At 43.4% G+C, this 403-nt stretch carries 1 pseudogene; it reads left to right on the plus strand.

The window, feature by feature from the left end:
- Positions 1 to 403: pseudogene (tnpA, locus tag Q5Y71_RS17275) on the plus strand (IS200/IS605 family transposase); the annotation flags it as partial.

Raw genomic sequence — 403 nt, forward strand, 5'->3', positions numbered from 1 at the left:
TGGGATTGTAAATACCATGTAGTGTTTATCCCAAAACGTAGAAGAAAGTTGATATATGGCAATCTGCGCAAGGGCTTGGGGGAGGTCTTCCATGGGTTGGCTGGTAGAAAGGGTTGCAAGATAGAAGAAGGACATTTAATGGCAGATCATGTGCATATGTGTATCAGTATCCCACCGAAGTATTCGGTATCGAATGTAGTAGGATATTTGAAAGGTAAAAGTGCCATTATGATAGCCAGGCGCTTTCTTTAAGGGGAAACAGAGAAAGTTTGCAGGAGAGCATTTTTGGGCGAGAGGCTATTTTGTCTCTACAGTAGGTCTGGATGAGGAACTGGTTAGAGCATATATCCGTAATCAAGAGCAGGAGGATGTTCGTCGAGATCAAATGATGCTGGGGCTATAG

Origin of the sequence: Microbulbifer sp. 2205BS26-8, assembly GCF_030731025.1 — a bacterium.
Lineage (GTDB): Bacteria > Pseudomonadota > Gammaproteobacteria > Pseudomonadales > Cellvibrionaceae > Microbulbifer > Microbulbifer spongiae.